Raw genomic sequence first — 20,946 nt, forward strand, 5'->3', positions numbered from 1 at the left:
TTTTTGAAAAAATTACCATCTTAGGGGTTAATCAACCTTTTTTGGCTTAATTCTCCCTTGTTTCATGAAAAAAGCGGTCCTTTTTGTCTTTCTCAGTGCCATCGTTGGCATAACAGCCTTCACCTTGGCGAAAAAAGAAGAAAAATATGCTTATCCGTTCCAGAATCCTTCGCTCACCATTGAGGCCCGGGTGAACGATCTGGTTTCTCGCCTTACCCTGGAAGAGAAAGTGGCGCAGATGCTGAACGCCGCCCCGGCCATCGACCGCCTGGGTATTCCTTCTTATGACTGGTGGAACGAGGTGCTGCACGGTGTAGCCCGTACGCCCTACAAAGTGACGGTGTATCCGCAGGCCATCGGGATGGCCGCTACCTTTGACACCACCTCTCTGCAGCGCATGGCCGATTTCTCCGCGCTGGAAGGCCGCGCCATCTACAACAAAGCCATCAAAGAAGGGAAATCGGGTCAGCGCTACGTGGGGTTGACGTACTGGACGCCCAACATCAACATCTTCCGGGATCCGCGCTGGGGCCGCGGACAGGAAACCTACGGCGAGGATCCGTTCCTGACGGCCATGCTGGGCCGGGCGTTTGTGCGCGGTCTGCAGGGCGATGACCCCAAATACCTGAAAGCCGCGGCCTGCGCGAAGCACTATGCCGTGCACAGCGGCCCCGAGCCCGAGCGCCACGTGTTCAACGCCACCGCCACCCCTTATGATTTATGGGATACTTATCTGCCCGCCTTCCAGGAACTGGTGGTGAACGCCAAGGTGGCCGGTGTCATGTGCGCCTACAACGCCTACAAAGGACAGCCCTGCTGCGGCTCAGACGAGCTCATGAACGACATCCTGCGCAACCAGTGGCAGTTCACCGGCTATGTCACCTCCGACTGCTGGGCCATCGATGATTTCTTCAAGAACCACAAAACCCACCCGGATGCCGCCTCCGCCTCAGCGGATGCCGTGATGCACGGCACTGACATTGACTGCGGCACCGATGCCTACAAAGCCCTGGTGCAGGCCGTGAAAGACGGCAAGATCACCGAGCGCATGATTGATGTCTCCGTGAAGCGTTTGTTCACCATCCGGTTTCGGTTGGGCATGTTTGACCCGGCCGCCCTGGTGAAATACGCGCAGACCTCGCCCGACGTGCTGGAAAGCGCCACACACAAAGCCCACTCGCTCAAAATGGCGCAGCAGTCCATGGTGCTCCTGAAAAACGACAAGAACACGCTGCCGCTCAAAAAGAACCTGAAGAAGATTGCCGTGATCGGGCCGAACGCGGATAACCCGATTGCCGTGCTGGGAAACTACAACGGAATTCCTTCTGAGATTGTGACCGCGCTGCAGGGCATCAGAAACAAGGTGGGCACCGGTACGCAGGTAGTGTACGAACGCGCTTCTACCTTCACCAAAGACACCCTGCTTGTTTACACCGAGATCAAATCCCAGCTGAGTTTTGAAGGCAAGCCCGGTGTGAAAGCCGAGTACTTCAACAACATGGAGCTGAAAGGCCAGCCCGTAGCCACCCGCCAGGAAGGTGAGATCAACAACTTCTGGCAGGAAGGCGAGACCGTGGTGGGCACCATGAAAGCCTATAACTTCTCGGCCCGTTACACCACAGATTTCACCGCCAAAACCACCGGCTCCATCACCTTAGAAGTTGAAGGCGATGACGGTTACCGCCTGCTGGTTGATGGCAAAGAGCAACTCAACGCCTGGACCCGCAACCGCTGGGGCGCCAAATCCTACAAACTGGCTACCCAGCAGGGCAAAACTTACCGCTTGGTGCTGGAATACAACCAGGACGGCGGCAAAGCATCGGTGCAACTGCGGGCCGGTAACTTCGCCAAATCAGACTTCAAAGCCTTGGCCAACCGCGTGAAAGACGCCGATGTCCTCATCTACGTGGGCGGTATTTCGCCGCAGCTGGAGGGCGAGGAAATGAAGGTGAACGAGCCCGGCTTCAACGGCGGCGACCGCACCTCCATCCTGTTGCCCAAAGTACAGACCGATCTCATGAAAGAACTCAAAGCCACCGGCAAGCCCGTGGTGTTTGTGATGATGACCGGTAGCGCCATTGCTATTCCGTGGGAGGCCCAGAACATTCCGGCCATTGTGAACGCGTGGTACGCGGGGCAGAGTGCGGGTACGGCTATCGCCGATGTACTGTTCGGGGACTACAATCCGGCGGGCCGCCTGCCGGTGACCTTCTACAAAAGCGATGCAGATCTGCCAGGCTTTGGCGACTACTCTATGGAGAACCGCACCTACCGCTACTTCAAAGGGCAACCGCTGTATGGTTTCGGGCATGGCCTGAGCTACACCACCTTCACGTATGACAAACTGGACCTGCCCAAAGACAGTAAAGTGAACAGCCCGGTAAAGGTGAGCGTGCGCGTGACTAACTCCGGGAAAATGGACGGCGATGAAGTGGTGCAGCTGTACCTTACACGCCAGGAAAATGGCTTCAGAACGCCTCTCAAAGCCCTGAAAGGTTTCCAGCGGATTTCACTCAAACGCGGCGAAAGCAAGGAGGTCACCTTTGAGCTTCGGCCGCAGGACCTGGCTCTGATTGCCTCAGATGGTACTGCCAAACACGTGCCGGGTAATGTGCAGATCAGCGTGGGCGGAGGCCAACCCGATGCAGCTACCAAAAAGAGCAAGAAGACCGTGGAAGGAACTCTCGCTTTGAAGTAAGATATAATACCTAAAAAGAAGAGGCCTTCTCCAAACGTGTTGGAGAAGGCCTCTTCTTTTTAAACTTCCAAGCTCGGCCGGAAACCTGCCTGTAAGGGTTTGCCGGCTTAAAGCCGTTTAGGGGCTATTTTCTTAGAAGTTGCAGCAAACGGTGGGCGGCTTCCTCAGACGAGGCCGGGTTCTGGCCGGTGATCAGTAGGCCATCCTGCACCACGTGTACGCCCCAGTCACTGGTTTTGGAGTAGCGGCCGCCTTTGTTTTTGAGCTCGTCTTCCAGGAGGTAAGGCACCACTTGGGTGAGGCCCACGGCTTCTTCCTCGGTGTTGGCGAAACCGGTCACGTTCTTGTCTTTTACCAGCGGCTGGCCGTTTTCGTCTTTCACGTTGAGTAGCACCGCCGGGGCGTGGCATACCGCCGCTACCGGCTTCTTGCTTTTCCAGAAATCCTCAATCAGCTGCACAGACTCGGGGCTCTCGTACAGGTCCCAGAGCGGACCGTGGCCGCCGGGGTAGAACACCGCGTCAAAGTCCTGGGCATATACCTCTGATACCTTTTTGGTGTTGGCCAGCAGCGTTTGCAAAGCTTCATCTCCTTTGAACCGCTTGGTCGCCTCAGTCTGGTTCTCGGGGGCATCACTTTTGGGGTCAATGGGAGGCTGTCCGCCTTTGGGAGAAATCAGGGTGATGTCGGCGCCGGCATCCTTGAATACGTAGTAGGGCGCGGCGAATTCCTCGATCCAGAAACCGGTTTTCTCGCCGGTGTTGCCCAACTCACTGTGCGAGGTCAATACAAATAGTACTTTCATGTCGTTTACCTTAAAATGGCCTAAAAACTACTCGCAGATGCCGTCTGGGGTGCAGAAGCCTGCGCCCTCGCCGGAAATCAGCTGCGGCTTTTCCTCTTCCCACACCTTATCCAGGACTTCCCGGAACAGCTCTGAGGGTTGCGCCCCAGAGACGGCGTATTTGTCATTGAAGACGTAGAAAGGCACGCCTCTTACGCCCACCTGTTGCGCCTCGTACATGTCTTGTTGCACTTCCTGGGCGTAGGTGTCGCTTTGCATGGTTTCCCTGATTTCGGCTCCGTTCAGGCCCACTTCCTCGCCCAACTGCACCAGGGTATCCAGGTCGCCCACGTTTTTGCCCTGGGTGTAGTAAGCGGCGAACAGCCTTTCTTTCATTTCGTCCTGCTTGCCGTTCTTTTTGGCCAGGTGCAGAAGCCGATGCGCGTCAAAAGTGTTGTTGATGATGGCCTTGTCGAAGTCATAGTCCAGGCCCACTTCTTTGGCCATCTGGGCCATGTAGTCGTTCATTTTCTTGCCCTCGGCGGCGTTGGAGCCTTTCCGCTTGCCCAAATACTCGTGTACCGATTGCCCGGGCACAAACTTCAGATCAGGGTCCAGCTGGAAACTGCGCCACACCACCTCTACCTTGCCTTTGCCCGGAAAATCTTCCAGCGCCTTTTCAAACCTGCGTTTGCCTATGTAACAGAAAGGGCAAACCACATCTGACCATATTTCTACTTTCATCTTTCTCTTCTTTTCTGGTGAAAACTCAGGGCCCGGCTTTAGAAGGATAATCACTTCCTCACTGCCGATGCCCAGGCTGTTGCATCAAATTTTATACTAAGAACCTGCCTAAATGTTCCTAAAGCCTCAGGGCGGATTCCACGACCGCTATAGGGACCAGTTGGTTCTGCGTAGAGAAAGGCCTTGAAAGCAGCTAGTGGCGCTTTTTAGGTGAGAAAGAGCAAGCGAAACCTCAGGTATCTTTCAGGAAACCAGAGGACTGCCAAAAGGGCACATGGCTGTGAACCGCGCAGAAGATGGTCGGTTTTGTCAGGCGAAAAAGCCGGGAATCAGCAGCAGAGCGCTGTCTAGGAAACGGTCTAGGGAGTTTGCCTGCGGAGCAGGGCTACGGGATCTGCTTATTTTATCTGGTATTCATCCACGCCGTGGCAACCCAGCCGGAAAGAAAAGCCTAGTTCCAGCATGACGCCGGTGGCTTCTTTGAGGTTAAAGAAAACCGGTCTGATGCCCGCGTGCACATTCAGGTAATTGACATAAACAGAAGGCGCGCCGTAGTAATAGTAAGCTTTGGGTTTGCCTACCTGGAAGAAGTAATGGCCTACCAGCCCGGGGCTGAAGCCCTGGAGTTGGGTCCAGTCTTTATCGTTGTTTCCTTCTTTGACGGTAACGTTCTGGATGGCATAGTTCAGCTCCAGTTGTACCAGGAACTCCTTTCTTTCCTTCGCCATCAAGGCCTTGTTCAAGCCTACGCCCAGGAGGAGGGTAGGTGGGGCGGTGTTCTGTTCCCGGTCTGAGGCAATAGGGTAGTCCTGCTTAAGTTTGTTTCCGTAGAAACTCATCAATAACCCTCCGCCAAAACCGTTCTTGCCTCTGTAGAGAATCTCAGTCTTCATACCGCCGCCCGGGCTCAGGTAATCGCCGGCCTTGCCTATAAAGGCATTGGCCATGCCCCCGAAGACAATGTCCAGCCGTTGCCCCGATTTATGGATGTAGGCAAAGTCTTCGTACTTCGTCTCGTTGTACCTGATGGCCTCCTGGTACCCGTTACCGCCGCTCAGATTGCCGTAGGTGGGGTACCGGAGTTTGAAATAGTAGATGGAGGCTTGTTTCTGGCCATTCACTTCCTGCGGAATGAACCCGGGCAGCTTGGCCGAAGTGGCCTGTAAACTGTCTAAGATATCCTGTTCAGAAACCCCGTGAATGGCTTCCAGCGTAGGCACGCCTTCCTGATCAATCGCGAAGATGAATTCAATCTCTTTGCCCTCCAACTTTTTGCGCTGCTCTTTGGTGAACCTGATTTTAAAGTATTTCAGCGCTAGGGCATTGAGGCCGCCCTTGGGCTCAGCCTGCACGGAAGCTGTATTTTGACTGAACGCGGAAAAGGAAAGCAGCACCAGAAGCGCAACAAAGGCGCCGGGAAGAAGATGTCTCATTTGGGTGTAAAAAGCAAAAAGCGGCTACGCAGGAGAGGGCAAATGTTCCTCAGCGCAGGTAAGGTTTACCAAAGATAGTGGAACCCTGGGTTCCTGGCAACGCACAGCCATGCATCTCCAGCGGCAGCCATCTGAAAGCAAAAAGACGAGGCTGTTCCTGCTCCCGTTTCAGGCCCAAATTCAAGAATTCAGGTCTGAAACGGACTTCCTCCACGGGCTATTAAATCACAAAAGCGTTCAAGGCCAGCACGCCCAGCAGACCAATGACCGAGACCAGGGTTTCCATGATGGACCAGGTGGCAATGGTATCGGGGATGCTGAGGCTGAAATATTCTTTGAACATCCAGAAGCCGGGGTCGTTCACGTGCGAGAACATGAGGCTGCCCGCGCCGGTGGCCAGGACCATGAGCTCGGGGCTGACGCCGGTGGCCGCAATGACGGGTAAGGTGATGCCCGCCGTGGTGATGGCCGCCACCGTGGCCGAGCCCAGGCAAACCCGCAAAAGGGCCGCCACGCTCCAGGCCAGCACCAAAGGTGAAAGTGCCATGTCTTTGACCAGCGTCGTGATATAATCGCCTACGCCGCTGTCTACCAATACCTGCTTGAGAGCGCCGCCGCCCCCAATGATGAGCATGATCATGGCCACGCTGCTCACTGAGCCCGAGAGCACCGCCATGATATCATCCATCTTGCGACCCCGGTTCAGGCCCAGCGTGTAGATGGCCAGGAAAACCGAGAGGAGCAGGGCAATGGCGGGATCGCCCACAAAGTCCAGGGTTTGGCGCAGAACGGAGGCTTCTGGTAGCACCGCGTTGGCCAGGGTGGCCAGCGCCATGAGCAGCACCGGGAAAACGGCCGTAAAGAAACTCACCCCGAAACCCGGCATCTCTTCATCGGTGAAGATTCTGGGGGGCGCCAAGCCAGCGGGCGGCGCGGCCTTGAACCTTGAAAGAAAGCGGGTGAAGATAGGTCCGGCCAGGATGATGGCAGGCACCGCGATGATGAGGCCGTAGATCAGCGTGAGGCCCATATCAGCTTTGTAGATAACCGCGATGGAGGTGGGGCCGGGGTGCGGAGGCAGATACCCGTGGGTCACGGACAGCGCCGCCGCCATAGGAATACCCACAAACAAAAGCGGCAGCCCCGTAGACGCCGCAATACTGAACACCAGCGGAATGAGCAGAATGAAGCCGGCATTGTAGAACATGGGCAACCCTACCACAAACCCGGTCAGAATCATGGCCCATTGGATGTACCGCACTCCAAACTTTTTGATCAAACTCAAAGAAATACGTTGCGCCGCGCCGCTGTCAGAAATCAGGCTGCCCAGCATGGACCCGAAACCAATGATCAAGGCAATGGAGCCCAGCGTGCTACCGATCCCGTTCTGTACCGAGGTAATGGCGTCTTTCACGGGCATCCCCTCGGCAATGCCTAAGCCTAAGGCTACCAGAATCAGGGCCAGAAAGGCATTGAGCCGGAAGACAATCATCAGAACGAGCAAGGCAAGCACGGCAAGGGCAATCAGCAGGAGGGGCATAGGCCTGGGGCGGTTTGGTTTTAAGGCGTTTTCAGGAAAAAAGGCGGTAAACGTACGCAGAGAAAAGCGTTGGGCCAGGGAGCCTGTAGAGGGCATAATTGGCTTCTTAAATGTAGAAAAGTTTCGGGTACCTGCCGCATGGAGTTTGGGCGTGTTGCACCGGAGAAGTGTTTGCGGGATCGGTTTTTACCTTGTTTTCTGAAAATGTACGGATAATGCAGGGTAGCAGGGCAGTTGCCAGAACTAGTTCCTGCAGATCAAGTAAGGGCATGAGAAGGGCAGGAACATCCGTAGAGATGGGCCGTACCTAGTTGTAATTTATTCCTTGAGCTATACCAGAATGGTCTTATTGTCCTTGTCGCTGTTCAAACTTCCCCTTCAAGACCCGGTTTTGGTGTTTGCGGTCATCCTATTGGTGATTCTGTTTTCGCCCATGCTGTTCAACAAAATGGGGATTCCTGGTATCCTGGGCCTCATCTTGTCTGGGGTGCTGCTGGGACCGCACGGATTGGGCGTGCTGGAGCGTGACGAAAGCGTGGTGCTTTTCAGTACCATCGGGTTGCTGTACATCATGTTCCTGGCCGGTCTGGAGATGGACATGGACGATTTCCGGGAAAACAAGAACAAGAGCATCGTCTTCGGGACGCTCACCTTCATTATCCCGCTGATTCTGGGATTCCTGGGCGCCCGCTTTGTGCTGGGGTATAGTCCGCTCTCGGCGTTTCTGCTGGCCAGTATGTTCTCTACGCATACGCTGGTGGCGTACCCCATCATCGGGCGGCTGGGCATCACGCAGCACCGAACCATGACCCTGATCCTGGGCGGTACCATCATCACCGATGCCGCCGTTCTCATCATTTTGGCGGTGGTCACCAACCTGCAGAAACCAGATCTGTCGCCTTTGTTCTGGGTGCAGTTTGCGGCGCAGCAGGCCTTGTTTGTGTTTGTGGTGCTATGGGGCGTGCCCCGCATCAGCCGCTGGTTTTTCAGGGCGCTGGAGGGTGAAGGCAACGCGCAGTATTTGTTTGTGCTGGCAGTGGTGTTTCTGTCGGGGTTCATGGCGCATTTGGCCGGGGCCGAGCCGATCATTGGGGCGTTTTTGGCAGGTCTGGCCTTGAATCAGCTCATTCCCAGGGCCTCGCCGTTGATGCACCGCACCGAGTTTGTGGGCAATACCCTGTTCATCCCGTTTTTCCTCATCAGTGTGGGCATGCTGGTAGACGTGCGGGTGCTGCTGGAAGGTCCCGAGGCTTTGTTTGTGGCGGCCGTGATCATTGTCATCTCCTTCGCGGGGAAATGGCTGGCTGCCTTTTTGACGCAGAAAATCTATGGGTTCGACCCGGATGAGCGCAGGCTGATTTTTGGTATGAGCAGTGCCCATGCGGCGGCTACCATTGCGGTAGTGCTCATTGGGTATAACCTCAAGATTCTGGACGTAAGGGCTCTGAACGGCACCATCCTGCTCATTCTGGTTTCCTGCCTCATCAGTAGCATTGTGGCCGAAAAAGCCGGCCGGAAGATTGCCATCGCGATGGCCGATAAAGTACCCGAAGGCACCGAGGGCGACGAGCGGATCCTGATTCCGGTAGAGAACATGGAGCACCTGAAGCGCTTGCTGGATTTCTCTTTGCTCATCAAGAACCCCATTGCCCCGGAGCCGCTGATGCCGCTGGTGGTGGTCTCAGAGCACCATAACCCCGAGGATAAGATCAAACTGCACCAGCGCGATGTTACCTCCGTGATCCATGAAGTGACTGAGGACCCTGACCTGATACGGCCGGTGTACCGGGTGGATATTAACGTAGGCAACGGCATCATCAGGGCGGTGCGGGAGCTCCGGATCACCGAGGTGGTGATGGCCTGGAACGGCAAGCTCAGTGCCCGCGAGTGGTTTTGGGGCAGTATCCTGAACCGGGTGGTAAATCACACCACCGTGCAGACCATCTTCTGTAAATTCTGCGACCCTTTAAATACCATCCAGACCATTATTGTGGTGGTGCCCCGCAACTCTGAGCGGGAGGCCGGGTTCCCATTCTGGGTGAACACCATTCTGCAGCTCGCCAAGGGAGCCGGCGCCCGAATCAGGATCTTGGGCGCGAAAGCGACCTTACAGACGCTGGAGAACTTTGTGCAGGACCAGGACCGCTATACCGTAAACATCAGCTACGAGCTGTATGAGAACTGGGACAATTTCCCGTCCTTGGCCAAGGATATCACCAAAAATGATTTGTTCACCGTGGTGCTGGGGCGGCCGCACACGGTCTCTTACCGGCCCGAGTTCAACGTGGTGCCCCGCTACCTTTCCCGCTATTTCCAGGACGTGAGTTACGCCATTCTGTACCCAGAACAGAAATAAGCCCAAGTAGCTTTGGGCCTGTTTTTCTCAAATCCGGCTTAAAACGGCGAGACTTGTTCAGGCGGCGATCCGTTTGAGCATGTTGCTGAAAATAAAGGCGTGAAACGGCAGCACTGAGTACCAGTACAACCGGCCCCATAAGCCCAGCGGCCGGAAGGTAGCGGTCTGGTAAAGCGTCTGCCCGATGATCTTGAACTCTAGCCAAGCCTCGCCGGGAAGCTTCATCTCGGCGTAGAGCAAAAGCCGTTTCTCTTCGCGGTCGGCGTAGAGCACGCGCCAGAAATCCAGTGATTCTCCGGCATGGATCATGGTGCTGTTTTTCCGGCCGCGCCGCAAACCCACCCCTCCGAACAGCTTGTCAATAAACCCGCGCAGTTGCCAGAGCCAGTTGGCGTAGTACCAGCCGTTCTCGCCCCCGATGGACCAGATCTTGTGCACCGATTTGTCTACCTGGGTTACTTCGGCCTCGCGTTTATCAGTGAAGCACCCGAAGGTGGGCACAGTGAGCAGCTTGGAGATTCCCTCATTGAGCACGTTGCTGGACAAAGCGTCTTTCCAACTGGCTATCACGCCCTCGTTCTGGATGCGGTCAAAAGCCAGTTTGATGGCGGTGTCATAGGGTAGCAGCGTGATCTTCAAAAATTCCTGGAGCCGGTTGTCCTGGCAGATGACTTCCACGCGCATGCTCTGCACCAGGTTGGTGGCCAGCGTGTACGAGGTGGAAGTGACAAAATACAGCCAGTACGAGGAGAGTTTGGGGGTCATGACCGGCACGGTGAGAATGGTGCGCTTGAGCCCCCGTACCTTCGCAAAGCCCAGCAGCATTTCTTTGTACGTGAGCACATCGGGGCCACCAATGTCAAAGCTCTGGTCGTAGAGTTCTTCCTGGCCTAACACGCCTTTGAGGTACTCAATCACGTTCCTGATGGCAATAGGCTGCGATTTGGTGTTGAGCCATTTGGGCGCGATCATGATAGGCAGTTTCTCCACCAGGTCTCGCATGATCTCAAAAGAGGCGCTGCCCGAGCCCAGGATGATGCCGGCGCGCAGCGTAGTCAGGTGATACCTGCCCGAGGCCAGAATTCCCTCTACTTTTTTCCTGGATTGCAGGTGCTTGGATAGGTGCTGGTCATTGGTGATGCCGCCCAGGTAGATAACCTGTTTTGCGCTTGTTTTCTGGATTCTGTCCCTGAAATGAAGGGCCGTGGTGCGCTCCAGCTTCTCAAAATCCTCACCCTCGGCGGCCATGGAGTGAATAAGGTAATAGGCCGCCTCAATGTCATCTGGAATCACCACCAGCGAGGCTTGATCCAGGAAGTCTACCTCAATGACCTGCAGCTTTTCAGAGGCGTACTTGCCCTCATCAAACCGGTTCCGGTCCCGCACGCAGCACACCACTTCATGGCCGTCTTTCAACAGCGCCGGCAGCAGGCTCTGCCCGATGTACCCCGTGGTGCCGGTAAGCAAGATCTTCATGGCGGTGGCTGAATCAGAAAATGTCCTGCTTTGTAACAGCCTGGTTCCGCATTTGTTCTGGGGTGTGGTATCAGAAGGACTAAGGTATGGTAGATGGGCCGGTTATAAACTTAAAAGGTGACTTTAAGGCCCAAAGTTGGTACCGACCTGCTCATCAGGGTTCCCTGTTGTGGTAAGGGAATTGGCGTATGGCTGAACTCGGGAGACATGGCCTTTCTTTTGTTGTGTCCGGCCGAAATAAAGGAAATGCCTCCGCCAATCAGGGAGACAAGCCCAGTAGTGGCCAGTATGCCCCCAAATAAAATATCACCATCCCCATTTCCGGAGCTACCAAAGAGGGAGGCGCTACTTGTGGCGATTACTACCCCTGCGGTCATCAATCCTAAACCAATTCCGGAAAGGGCCCAGCCGCTAGACCTGTGTGATTTACTTTTTTGTAAATAATACTCCTGAGCAGGCGTCCTTCCTTTTTGAACTTGACCGTAGGATGTAGTAGTCAGAAAGAGAAGTGCCAGAGAAAAGATGGTGAGTTTCATGGTTGCTATTTTCAAGTGCCTACTCTTTCAAAATGCAGTTTTCGGCTTCTCTGTTGTATGTTTTCTCGGAGGTGGGACCTTCAAAAAGCAACCTTTAAGCCCACTGCAGGGACCGCTTTGGTCATCAAACCGCCCTGTTGCGGTAGGGGAACCTGTTCATAACCTACCGCCATAGACCTTGCCCTTCTTTTGTTTTGCCCGGCCGAGATAAAAGAGATAGTACCTATCACTACTCCTGCTACCCCAGCTACTGCCATTATTCCCGAAGTAGCGCCATTGTTGGACTTTTGCGTTCCTAATGAAGTAATACTGGTAGCTGCATCATTCCAAGCCAAAGCAAAGCTGAGCCCCATGAGTACAGCCCCGGTTGGAGTAAGAATCCAGCCTCTCACCATGTTCGCTTCCCTTTTCTCTAAGTAATACGCTTTCGTGTATTTGGAAGCTCCTTGGGTAGGCGTAGGAGTGACAGGAGTTTGGCTGTAAGCAGTGGTGGCCAGGATCAGGAAGGCTAAGGCAAGTACAATCTTTTTCATAAGAATCGGGTATAGTGCCTGCTCTTTCAATAGGCAGTTTTCGGCTTCTCTGTCAATGCCTGTGCGATATGGTATAAGTCAGAGGGAAATACCGGGTCAGAAAACAGCTTTCAAGAAGGATATAGCCGGTTCTTACCCGTTTGGCGGACCTGTTGGGGGGAGGTGAGAATTGATTACTGAATATACTTATTTGCTTTGTAACTCGCTGATTAACACATGTAATTAATTATAAAATACTTGCAGCTAGGTATATGCTTTCCGCCTGTTTTCTGGAAAACGGCCGCAAAACAGCAAAGCCCGGCGATAGGTCTCCGGGCTTTGCTGCAGTAGGTAAGATGGTAAGGTTACTTGCTCAACAGATGATCTGCCGCCAGAATGAGGAACATGTAATCTGAGGAACCGCCGCCAATCACGTACTCGGTTTGCTGCCAGAGGTACGGCCAGTGCAACAGCTCAGGGAAGTCTGGGCGGATGAGGGCCGTGCCGGAGCCTACGCCGCCGGGAATGTACGACCATTCGTCGCGGTTGTTGCCGTACGCAGTGGTCAGGGATTTGGCCCCCACGCCCGAGGCGAAGGACGAGACATTGGAACCCGGATGCACACCCAGCACGAAATTCATAGCGTGCAGCATGTAGGTTTTCGGGAAGATGGTAGGGTAGGAGGCATGCAGGAAATACTGCTGCACCCCGAAGTTTTGGATACCCCAGCCGGCTCCCCAAATATCTGGCTCATACGGCATGCCGTACGGGGTTTTCTTCTCCTGCTCTTCCACGGTTTTCTTGTGGTTGGCCACGGCAGCCAGTACGGCGGCTTTGTATTTCTTGTCTTTGATGAGTGGCAAGGTGCGGCCAATGACCCAGCCCGTCCGGCCGATGTTTTTGGTGATGTCCTGCGTGTTGTCCACGAGCCAGTTGGCGTACTTCTTGTCTTTGGTAGACAGCAGCAACTCGGCGGCGGCATTCACGCGTTGCATCTTGTCTTTCTCCTTCGTGCGGTCCCATAGTTCCTGGGCAATCTGCAAACAGTGCGTAGACAGAGAATCATTGTAGCCTTTCAAGGCCCGTGACGCTACAGCCAGGCAGGAAGCCACCTGCAGTTCGCGGCCGGGGTTTTCCTCGGTAAACACCCAACGGTCATCCGGGGCACCTTTCTGCCCGATCTCCGGGAGCGGGTTAGGGGCTTTGGCCGGATCAAACACTTCTTCATCGGTTTGGGTAGAGGCCTCGCCCAGCAGGGTGTACTGGCGCAGAGACGGCTCAATGATGCCGCGGTACAGCCTGCCTAAGTTGCGGTACCCGGCCACGATGGACAAGGCGCCGTGCTCTACCTGTTGCAGGATGTCGTTTTTGCCATCGGGGCGGTGCAGTTCGGCTATTTTCAGTTTCTGGTCAATGCTGGTGTTGTCGTACTTTACCTTGAATTCCTCAAAAGCGAGCGATAAAATCCGGATTTCATCGGCGAGGGATTCTACGCGCATGTCATAGTCTCCGGCATCGTGCCAGCCACCTACGGCCAGGTTGGGCACGTGCTCGCCGGGTTGGAATTTAGTCAGGGTGCTGGGGCCTGAAATATAGCCGTCAAAGTGGTTGTGGTTGAGGGGCGCCATGCGGGCATCGTCCAGGTGGCAGGCATCGTGCCATACTTTGTAGCGGTCGTTCACGCGCATGTGGCACATCTGCACCGGCAAGAACGTCTCAATCACTGACTGCCACACGTGCCGCTTGTACACCTGGTCGCTGATCTGGAACGGACTGGTTTCATAGGTGCCGTACTGCACTTTGTACATGCCCGGCTGCTCCACCTTGGTGAAGTCGAACTGCAGGTAATGGTAACGCAGGAATTTGCCCCACTCTTTGGGCTGGGTTTCCAGCACTTTCTCCAAGCCGCCGGTTTCCTTGATGCGGTATAAGGTCACGGGGTGGCGCTGCGTTTCGGTTTTGTCCAGCTCAATAACGGCCACTTTCTGCTGCTTGGGATGATAGCCCACCTGCGAGACCTGCACCACCGGCTCAGACTTCCAGCCAACGATGGCATTAGGCGACACAAGCCACTCAATGGCGCATTTGGTAGCGCCTTTTTTCACCAGCGATCTTACCACAAACCAGCCGTTGTTGTGCTGCGCCCGACCGTCAATAAGTTGAAGTCCTTCACCGGAAACATTTTGGATGGTGAGCGTCTGCCGTGGGTCTTCGGGTACGATGGTCAGTTTTTGGCCCGTCGCGAGTGGCGTGGTCTGGTATTCTTTGGAAGCATCATAGAAGCCGGGGCCGTTCAGCTGCCGCGGGAAAATCCCGAACTGCTTATCCATGTAGTAGCTCTTCCCGAACAGGATGCCCGGAAACAGCTCAAAGTTGAAGCCGACCTTGCCAATCCAGGCCTCGGGCAGGGGCTGGTCCAGGTCCACAATAATCCGGAAGTTCCTGCCCTCGGGCCGGACCTTCACCTCGTATGCGAAATTCAGATCTGGGTAGATGATGGGGTTGAAGCCTTTGCGGTTTTTGTCCGGGTCTGGGTACTGCATGCGCACGCTTATGATCTGGGTGGCTTTGTCTACCACGCGTGGACCAACCTTGGGCACCGGTTGCCATTGGCCGGGCGTAGGCTCCAATCGCAGATCGCCGTTGGTGCCAATGCGCAGGCCGTTCTGAATAATGCCTACGCCGCCCTGGTGGCTTTCGGGGTAGAAGTCATGGGCCAGCATCACGTTGAGGCCGGGCATCTCCAGGTATTCCAGTTCGTTCAGTCTTAAGCCACCGCTGGTGTTGGCCTGGGCCAGCGCATGGGGTGCCTGTAGGGCCAGCACCGCCACGGCCGTCAGGCAGGAGGCCCTTCTGAGTAGTCTTTTGATCATTGAATATAGAATAGAAGGAAGGTCTGTCAGAATAAAGAATAATATCCTTTTAACTGGTTGAAAGCTGTGGTTTAAGGCTGATTTGGCTTAAACGGGCCATAAACGGCATCGCGGAAGCGCTTGTGCACCTGGCCGTCAAAGGGAAATACCTGCACAAACAGAACGGCGGTAAGGTCATTCACCGGGTCTACCCAGAACAAGGTGCTGGCCGCGCCATCCCAGAAAAACTCACCTACGGCCCCGTTGTTTTCCTCTTTGGTTACCGGCGGATGCAAACGTACCGCGAAGTCAATCCCGAAACCCACCCGGCCTTTGCTGGGCAGCCACATGCGCTGCGTAACACTGTCTGACAGCTGGTTTGTGGCCATCAGTTTAACGGTCTCCGGTTTCAGGATTCTGGCCTTGCCCAGGGTGCCCTTGTTTACCAGCATACGCGCGAATTTCATGTAATCATCCAGGGTGGAGGTGAGGCCCCAGCCGCCAGGTTTTAAGGCAAAATCTTTGGTGTTGAAAAGATTGTCTAAGTCAGGAACGCGGGTGAGCTGGCCATTTTCGCCTTTGCGGTAGGTAGCGGCAAACCTGTTTTTGTCACTTTCCGGCACTACGTAGCGGGTGTTGGTCATGCCCAGCGGCGTAAAGATGTTTTCCTGCAGGTAGTGGGCAAATGGCTTACCCGAGAGGCGCTCCACCAGATAGGCCTGCACATCTACCGATGGACCGTAATTCCACTGTTCCCCCGGTTGGAACATCAGCGGCAAACTGGCCAGTTTTTTCACCATCTGCTCCAGCGTGTTGTTGGGGTTGGAAAGATCCGCCTTTTGCACCAATTCGCTTAGACCGGGCAGGTCAGTAGTGGTGGCAAACCCTGCCGTATGGCGGGTAATGTCCCGAATAGTGATGGGGCGTTTGAGCGTCTCCAGGATCAGGTTGCCCGAGGCATCCACGCCCTTGTACACCTTCGTGTTGGCAAACTCCGGGGCGTATTTTGACAGCGGGTCATCCAGTTGGAAAGCGCCTTTCTCATAGAGTTTCATCATCGCTACCCCGGTCACCGGCTTGGTCATGGAATAGATGCGCACAATGGTGTTCCGGTCCATGGGAACTTTGGCTTCGCGGTCGGCAAACCCGAAGGCATTGTGGTAGACCTCTTTGTTCTTCTCAAAGATCAGCGCCGATGCGCCCGCTACTCTGCCTGAATCCACAAAGTTTTTCAAGGCCGCATCTATCCGCGCCTTTGCCGTTTTGTTTATGACAGCAGGTGCCTTTTTATCCTTTTTACCGGTAGGCGGCAGTTTGAAGGAAAAGGCTGTAAGGGAAATGAATAGTAAAGCGTAGAGGATTTTATTCATTAGTTTATTTTTTAAGCTTCGGTTTTAAGGCTGTTTTGGGAAAATGACTCAAAAAAGGAAGGTGATGTTGATAGAATTTGAGAATCAATAAATTTACTAATCTCTTCTTAAAACTTGCAAAACAGCTGAGCTATGTTGCGGTTATATATTATAACTTTTGCCAGGCCTAGGCTTTTTTCTAAGTACAAGCACAATTTTGCTAAGCAGCAACAATCCAAAAATCAGCCACAGAATAGGATAAAGTAGAATAATAAAGTCGTAATGGTGTCTTCCTTTTATACTGAAGCTTTCAACTTTCTCTAACTTGGCCGTCCTGCTTACTGGTGCTAAATTCTTTCCTTTTATATAGTATTTTATTTCAAAATCTTCAGCATTGGCATTGGGGTATTTAAACCAGTTTGTGATTTCAATTTGTTGTCCCGGGCAAATAGCTACTTTATAGGTTGGTAAGAGGCTTTCTGGAACAATTTCACCAATTGAATTAAACTGTACTTTTTGCATGTCAGCAATCCTTGTTAGGGTATTACTGAGATAGCTTCGCTTTCCATTGTCAACTTCAATGATTTGGACAGATAAACTATCTATAATGAAGCATTTATAGGCAATAATGTAAGTAGCACTACCTATAGTTTGATTTTCTGAGTTTAGAAAATGATCTGATTCTATTGAGATATAATCTGATAGCTTTAGCCTGTTATTTTCTTCTGCCCCTTTTTGTTCAATGGTAGATTCCCAAGCACCCCTTGACGTAATGAGATAGATAAGGCCTACTGATGTTATAATAAGTAGAAGAAGTATTTTATCCTTGAGGATTTCCATTTATTCTAAATGAGGACTAACGGCCTTATGCATGAGGCCTGTAAGTTGTTAGCAAAAGTTATTTTCTTACCTAAACCCTCTGAATACACCGTCAGAATCTACTGAACTTTTGAATTCCTCAAAGTTCATATTTGAGATAGATAGATTATTTTCAATGCTATACATCTCCGATGGAATCACACGGAGCGTGTCTCCTGGATTATCTTTCAGGTCGATGCACAAAACTGGGTGCTCCATATGGGCTATTGTTGTGCTGTCTACAATGAATATGAAAAAGTGCTTATAATTTTTGGCGATACCTGTAAGTAACTCCTCACTTTCTAATCCACCGAATTTCTTTTCGCTTAGGAAGTAAACTGCTGCTTTAAAACCGTCCTTTGGGGTAGGTTCGGCTATCCAATTACAAATCTTTTCCCATTTACCATCATCTGAAAAGTCTGTTCTTAAAACCAGAACATCTTTGGTGTCAGGAAGCATTCTTTCAGAAATGAGGGTTTGGGTATTAGAAGACATTCCAGTAGGTCTATCAATTCTTTTGTTGGTTTCGGTATTTGGAATGCATGAGAAGGCGAAATGACAACATAGCAGTATGAGTACCCTTTTTATCATTATAATTTTTTGCTGACGGCCTCGTGCATGAGGCGTGCAAGGCCGTCGGCCGTAGCATGCCTCATGCACTTTGTTATAGCCTGTTATTTTTCTTTTTCCCAATAAAGCTCCAAGAGCTCAAATGCAGAATTTGGCACCTTGTCTCTCACTTCCCTCATCCTGCCTTCCAAAGTTGAGTACATTATTTGCTTAAGCTCATCAAACGTGCTGTTGTGGATTGCGCTGAACCTATTCTGAGCCATTGATTTGGTGATAGCTTCCTTCAATTCGGCTTTATCACAAGCTAGATTCTCTATGAAATGGATTCCTGCTTTGATTGTAGGTGAAGTTTTGAAAGCCTCCAGGTTCTTGTCAAGGAACGGAAGCCCATAGATTTTAAAGTCTTTGAAGATTTCCTCTACAACCTTTGTCGTGCTGTTCACTTTCCCGTTGTGGAAGTAGTAAGCTTCTTCAATTGGTATGACTCCTGTACCTTTCTTGAGAACAAGCAGATCAATATGTGGGTTAATCAGGCTAGAGTTATAACTGTTTGAGTAGATATACTTAGGATTCAGCCTAGAGGCTATGGAGCAGGAAAAGTTCCGATTGCTGAGAGAGAAGCTAATATGTAAAGTCTCATGGATCTCTAGGCCTCCAGCAGTTCTTATCCTTTCAAAAATGTAGCAGCTGCTTTTGTAAGCCATGAATGGAAAGTCGGGCAAATTTTTTTTAACAATGGTGATCAGTATGCTTTTTATTCCACCTTTCTTCAATTCAGGAGAAGTGTCCTCCTGGGACGTGATAGCCTTTATCTTTTCAAACCAGTTCAATGCTTCTTTTTGCTAATTGGCTATAACTCTACCAGCTAAACGGAATTATTCGTATAGTCCGCCTTATACCCGGGATAATCTTACCTGTAAATCCGAATATACTAGATAGCTACCATGTTATAAAACAGGTAGTCATTAAAATGGCTATCTCCGGCAACAAACAAAACGAGCCCATGAACTACTGTTTATGGGCTCGTTTTCTGAAAAGACAACTAAAACGCATTTTGCTTCTTAACCTTAGTGGAGGCTCAAATCAATCTACCACCACAAACTTATATTTCTTGTGCTGGCCGTCTTCAGATAAGCTAAGGATATACACGCCACTGGGGAGGTTCCTGGTGTCTATTTCGCCGGTGCCGGTAAACTGGAAAGTGGAAAGGATATGCCCACTGATATCTGAAACATGTGCTTCTGTGGTTTCAACACTGTTTGATTTGACTGTGATGACAGCGCCGCGCCTGGCGGGGCTGGGGTATACTTCCAGCAGAGGAGCTTGGATGCTTTCGGCAGCGCTGGTGATGCCGGCAATAAGCCCGGTGTTTACCTTGAACACATCCGTAAGGCATTTCTTGCCATCGGTTACCTTGTAGGTGGTAGCATACTGGGGGTTGACGATAATGCTGCGGGTAGTGGCACCGGTAGACCATCTGTAGGTGCCTATCCAGGAGGCGGAGAGTTTGGTGGCGGTGCCTGGTGAGATGTTCCTGGTAAGGGTCTTGTTCACATCATGCATGATGGTGAATTTGTCGAAGACGGTGCCATCCTTGCGCAGCATTCTGCCATCCAGCCGGTTGGCTTCAATCTCCAGGTAGAGCATTCCGCCGTCATTTACCGCAAACGGCAATGCGTTGTGCGGATAGCCATATTGTACCCCGCCAGATGCGCCCGAGGAACCTACCACGGCATACACGGTTCCGCGGTTCTTTTTGCCCGAGGCGGTGATATAGGGGCAGGAGTTAATGCTGCCGTCATACCTGGCGCTGGAACTGCTTTTGGCGTGGGTGAGCAGGTTGAAACTAGCCTCTGTTCCGTAGTAGTTGTTCAGCAAATAGGAGCGCTCATAATTATGGCTGTGGCCGGTAAGCACCAGGTCCACCCCGTAGCGCTCTATTATCCTGATGAAGTTGCCCCTCAACTTTTTCAGTTCTTCATCCACGTCTGAGTTGTGGCTACCCTTTGAGAAGGGCGGATGGTGCCAGTACACAATAACCCACTTTTTGCGGTGGGCCTGCAAATCTTTTTTCAACCACTGTACCTGCACCCCCAACGTGTCATAGAGTTTGGTGTAATCGGCGGCTTCTCTCCCGTAAGAGTCCAGGCTGATAAAGTGCGTGTTGCCCCAATCAAAAGAGTAAAAGGCCTTGGTGCCCGAGGCCACACCTCCGCACTCCCCGGCGGTGGGCATGGAAAAATTATTGTAGTAGCCGCCCCTGTCCCGGGCAGTGATGGGCGAGATGGATTCGTATTCGTGGTTGCCTATAGCCGGGAACAGAACATGGTTCTTGAGGATGTTTCCCCCAAAAGGGGCAAAAAACTGCCTCTTGTAGTCGCCGTCGCTGCCGCCGGGATAAGCGTTGTCTCCCAGGATCAGCAAAAGCTCGGCGGGGTTTGTGCCCACGTAATTGAGGTAAGAGTTTAAGGTACCGGAGCGGTTCCCGTTCTCATTTTCCCCGCAATCCCCCAAAACCGCAATCCTCATTTTCCTGATGGTATTGTCTCCAGGGGCCGTTCTGAAATAATTGCTTCTGGCGCTCTGCAGTACCTGCGTAGAGCTGCCAAACCGGTAGAAGTATTTGGTGTCTGCGGTCAGGCCTTTGATTCTAACCTCATGCCTGGTGGTAAGGACAGGATTTGTGGCAGAGAGGGTGTAGGTACCGAAGGTAGTGCCTACCTGTATCTTTGAATCTGTGGGGATGTCTGTTCTCCAGCGCACGGTCACCGCTGTTTTGTTGCCCATTTGCAGGTACGGGCCGCGGGTGAGGTAAGCCATGGCGGTACTCTCCATCACCTCCTGTTCCTGGGTGCGTTCTGGCGCTGGAAAGATTGCAGGGGTGACCTCAACGGGTTTGTACCCCAGCTTGTCATAACCTGGCAATTTGCCGTTAGGGACAAAAAAAATGGCACCCCTGCGGGCGCCTTTAGCTGAAATGGTTTTCCTGTTTTTCCAGTTTGCCTCTGAAGAAGTAAGCCCCATAAAGGTCATTACTTTTAAACTAAATAGCAGCAAGCTGTAAAAAGTAGGGGATGTCATCATGTAAATAGGGAAGGATTTTTTCAAACAACAAGAGCCTTTGGCTCAGCAAGGTGCGGCAGGGTGAACTTTCCTCAAGGGGGGAGCAGGCAGGTTTGCCTGTTATGAGAAAAACGAGGAGTTTTGGGTTATACGGTTCAATTTTGAGCGCGATTAC

15 protein-coding genes are annotated in these 20,946 nt (G+C 52.5%); 2 read left to right on the forward strand and 13 right to left on the reverse strand.

Annotated elements, in window-relative coordinates; all coding sequences use genetic code 11:
* Window positions 1–124 precede the first annotated feature (124 nt).
* Complete coding sequence (locus J3P34_RS19015) at window positions 125–2,698, forward strand: glycoside hydrolase family 3 C-terminal domain-containing protein (RefSeq protein ID WP_210490167.1); 2,574 nt, start codon at window positions 125–127, stop codon at window positions 2,696–2,698.
* Window positions 2,699–2,822: 124 nt separating this feature from the next.
* Here J3P34_RS19015 and J3P34_RS19020 read toward each other — a convergent pair whose 3' ends face one another.
* From J3P34_RS19020 to J3P34_RS19035, 4 genes are all read right to left on the reverse strand, one after another.
* The gene (locus J3P34_RS19020) at window positions 2,823–3,503 is read right to left on the reverse strand and encodes a type 1 glutamine amidotransferase domain-containing protein (RefSeq protein WP_210490168.1); all 681 of its coding nucleotides are present in this window, start codon (window positions 3,501–3,503) and stop codon (window positions 2,823–2,825) included.
* 27 nt (window positions 3,504–3,530) lie between these two features.
* Window positions 3,531–4,226 (reverse strand): DsbA family oxidoreductase, encoded by a 696-nt coding sequence (locus tag J3P34_RS19025; protein ID WP_210490169.1) that lies wholly within the window; start codon window positions 4,224–4,226, stop codon window positions 3,531–3,533.
* A 398-nt stretch (window positions 4,227–4,624) separates the two neighbouring features.
* Entirely contained in the window at window positions 4,625–5,659 is a 1,035-nt protein-coding gene (locus tag J3P34_RS19030; RefSeq protein ID WP_210490170.1) for a hypothetical protein, read from the reverse strand.
* A 220-nt stretch (window positions 5,660–5,879) separates the two neighbouring features.
* A complete protein-coding gene (locus J3P34_RS19035; RefSeq protein ID WP_210490171.1) occupies window positions 5,880–7,199 on the reverse strand; it encodes a gluconate:H+ symporter in 1,320 nt (439 codons plus the stop codon).
* A gap of 340 nt (window positions 7,200–7,539) precedes the next feature.
* On the opposite strand from J3P34_RS19035, the gene J3P34_RS19040 reads away from it, so the two are divergent.
* Window positions 7,540–9,555: a cation:proton antiporter gene (locus J3P34_RS19040; RefSeq protein WP_210490172.1), complete on the forward strand. Its 2,016-nt coding sequence runs from the start codon at window positions 7,540–7,542 to the stop codon at window positions 9,553–9,555.
* A 57-nt stretch (window positions 9,556–9,612) separates the two neighbouring features.
* Here the strand turns inward: J3P34_RS19040 and J3P34_RS19045 are convergent, their stop codons facing one another.
* The 9 genes from J3P34_RS19045 to J3P34_RS19085 all read right to left on the reverse strand — a co-directional run bounded on the left by J3P34_RS19045 (window position 9,613) and on the right by J3P34_RS19085 (window position 20,732).
* The gene (locus J3P34_RS19045) at window positions 9,613–11,031 is read right to left on the reverse strand and encodes an SDR family oxidoreductase (RefSeq protein WP_210490173.1); all 1,419 of its coding nucleotides are present in this window, start codon (window positions 11,029–11,031) and stop codon (window positions 9,613–9,615) included.
* Between the two features lie 110 nt (window positions 11,032–11,141).
* Window positions 11,142–11,567 carry a hypothetical protein gene (locus J3P34_RS19050; protein WP_210490174.1) on the reverse strand — a complete coding sequence of 142 codons (426 nt, stop codon included), beginning with the start codon at window positions 11,565–11,567 and terminating at the stop codon, window positions 11,142–11,144.
* 80 nt (window positions 11,568–11,647) lie between these two features.
* Window positions 11,648–12,100, reverse strand: coding sequence for a hypothetical protein (locus J3P34_RS19055; RefSeq protein WP_210490176.1), 453 nt, complete (start codon window positions 12,098–12,100; stop codon window positions 11,648–11,650).
* Window positions 12,101–12,444: 344 nt separating this feature from the next.
* The gene (locus tag J3P34_RS19060; protein WP_210490177.1) at window positions 12,445–14,952 is read right to left on the reverse strand and encodes a glycoside hydrolase family 9 protein; all 2,508 of its coding nucleotides are present in this window, start codon (window positions 14,950–14,952) and stop codon (window positions 12,445–12,447) included.
* 71 nt (window positions 14,953–15,023) lie between these two features.
* Window positions 15,024–16,301 carry a serine hydrolase domain-containing protein gene (locus tag J3P34_RS19065; protein ID WP_210490178.1) on the reverse strand — a complete coding sequence of 426 codons (1,278 nt, stop codon included), beginning with the start codon at window positions 16,299–16,301 and terminating at the stop codon, window positions 15,024–15,026.
* 141 nt (window positions 16,302–16,442) lie between these two features.
* Window positions 16,443–17,120, reverse strand: coding sequence for a hypothetical protein (locus tag J3P34_RS19070; protein ID WP_210463117.1), 678 nt, complete (start codon window positions 17,118–17,120; stop codon window positions 16,443–16,445).
* A 66-nt stretch (window positions 17,121–17,186) separates the two neighbouring features.
* Window positions 17,187–17,633, reverse strand: a complete 447-nt coding sequence (locus J3P34_RS19075) for a DUF6924 domain-containing protein (protein WP_210490179.1) — start codon at window positions 17,631–17,633, stop codon at window positions 17,187–17,189.
* Between the two features lie 179 nt (window positions 17,634–17,812).
* Complete coding sequence (locus J3P34_RS19080; RefSeq protein ID WP_210490180.1) at window positions 17,813–18,538, reverse strand: hypothetical protein; 726 nt, start codon at window positions 18,536–18,538, stop codon at window positions 17,813–17,815.
* A 253-nt stretch (window positions 18,539–18,791) separates the two neighbouring features.
* Entirely contained in the window at window positions 18,792–20,732 is a 1,941-nt protein-coding gene (locus J3P34_RS19085) for a metallophosphoesterase (RefSeq protein WP_210490181.1), read from the reverse strand.
* Window positions 20,733–20,946 lie beyond the last annotated feature (214 nt).

It is taken from the genome of Rufibacter aurantiacus (assembly GCF_017916345.1).
In the GTDB taxonomy this organism is placed as follows: domain Bacteria; phylum Bacteroidota; class Bacteroidia; order Cytophagales; family Hymenobacteraceae; genus Nibribacter; species Nibribacter roseolus.

Bases quoted from the DNA above. Each gene is read 5' to 3' on its own strand.
- J3P34_RS19070 (WP_210463117.1), bottom strand. From the start codon at position 17,120: ATGGAAATCCTCAAGGATAAAATACTTCTTCTACTTATTATAACATCA.
- J3P34_RS19055 (WP_210490176.1), bottom strand. From the start codon at position 12,100: ATGAAAAAGATTGTACTTGCCTTAGCCTTCCTGATCCTGGCCACCACT.
- J3P34_RS19035 (WP_210490171.1), bottom strand. From the start codon at position 7,199: ATGCCCCTCCTGCTGATTGCCCTTGCCGTGCTTGCCTTGCTCGTTCTG.
- J3P34_RS19075 (WP_210490179.1), bottom strand. From the start codon at position 17,633: ATGTCTTCTAATACCCAAACCCTCATTTCTGAAAGAATGCTTCCTGAC.
- J3P34_RS19030 (WP_210490170.1), bottom strand. From the start codon at position 5,659: ATGAGACATCTTCTTCCCGGCGCCTTTGTTGCGCTTCTGGTGCTGCTT.
- J3P34_RS19020 (WP_210490168.1), bottom strand. From the start codon at position 3,503: ATGAAAGTACTATTTGTATTGACCTCGCACAGTGAGTTGGGCAACACC.
- J3P34_RS19050 (WP_210490174.1), bottom strand. From the start codon at position 11,567: ATGAAACTCACCATCTTTTCTCTGGCACTTCTCTTTCTGACTACTACA.
- J3P34_RS19065 (WP_210490178.1), bottom strand. From the start codon at position 16,301: ATGAATAAAATCCTCTACGCTTTACTATTCATTTCCCTTACAGCCTTT.
- J3P34_RS19045 (WP_210490173.1), bottom strand. From the start codon at position 11,031: ATGAAGATCTTGCTTACCGGCACCACGGGGTACATCGGGCAGAGCCTG.
- J3P34_RS19085 (WP_210490181.1), bottom strand. From the start codon at position 20,732: ATGGGGCTTACTTCTTCAGAGGCAAACTGGAAAAACAGGAAAACCATT.
- J3P34_RS19060 (WP_210490177.1), bottom strand. From the start codon at position 14,952: ATGATCAAAAGACTACTCAGAAGGGCCTCCTGCCTGACGGCCGTGGCG.
- J3P34_RS19025 (WP_210490169.1), bottom strand. From the start codon at position 4,226: ATGAAAGTAGAAATATGGTCAGATGTGGTTTGCCCTTTCTGTTACATA.
- J3P34_RS19040 (WP_210490172.1), top strand. From the start codon at position 7,540: ATGGTCTTATTGTCCTTGTCGCTGTTCAAACTTCCCCTTCAAGACCCG.